Origin of the sequence: Lysinibacillus sp. 54212, from assembly GCF_036662795.1 — a bacterium.
Lineage (GTDB): Bacteria > Bacillota > Bacilli > Bacillales_A > Planococcaceae > Lysinibacillus_B.
This window is the reverse complement of the sequence record NZ_JBAFWZ010000070.1, coordinates 1-810: the sequence shown is the minus strand read 5'-3', so window position 1 is coordinate 810 and position 810 is coordinate 1. Positions and strand designations below refer to the sequence as shown.

At 43.8% G+C, this 810-nt stretch carries 1 protein-coding gene; it reads right to left on the bottom strand.

The genetic code is table 11. The annotated features are described in order from the left end of the window. Positions 1-810 (bottom strand): LXG domain-containing protein (locus tag V4T18_RS18280; protein WP_332651886.1); only part of this gene is annotated, 810 nt, incomplete at its 3' end.

The following is an 810-nucleotide window of genomic DNA, read 5'->3' as shown; positions in this document are numbered from 1 at the left end:
GTTGAATGTATCAATCGGATTGAAAATGGCTGTTCCGATACCTATTAAAAATCCAATCGGATCGGTAAAGAGTGCCATTAATAGGTCGAATAAGCCTTTAAAAATATCGACGATGGCTTTTACAATTCCTTCAATTGCCCCGATTATAACATCCGCCACGGTTTCATACCATGCCTTATCCTCTTTGATGTCTGTCTCCACGGTTTCAGTAGACATGCCATCGACGGCATTGGTCTGTGCGCTGGCGTTTATATCCCCTTTACTGAAGATGTCCTCCATAAACTGAATTTGCTCCGTGATAGATTGGAGGATGCCCTCTACAGGCACGACTGCTTGTGTTTGCAGCCTATCAAACTGCACGAGCTTTTCAATCGTTTCATCCTTGAATTTGATGGCTTCATCACACGCCCGAACGACGCCATCTTCTCGTAAGTGTGGCAGGGATACAATATCCGAGACCGTCTGCATTATGGCATTGGCCTCATTAGTCAACTCGATCGTTGTGTTCTTTGCACGAAGGATTCCTTGATGTAGCTCATCCTCTAAAAAACTTTGCCGGATAAAGCCGTCCCGTGCAGGCTCTAAATCGAATAACGCCTTGCGCATATTTTCGATCGTCAGCTGATAGTCCGCCGTAAAGGTATGATAGGTTTTTAATAACGGTTTGTGATATTGTTCGTAGAACGTTAAGATAGCTTGAGGCCCTTCCCCTTTAAAGGCATCTGACAATCCAATGAGTTGATCCATCGACTGTTCGACCTGTTTCATTTGACTAGACAACGTGGTGATTTTTTTATTCGTTTCATCCAT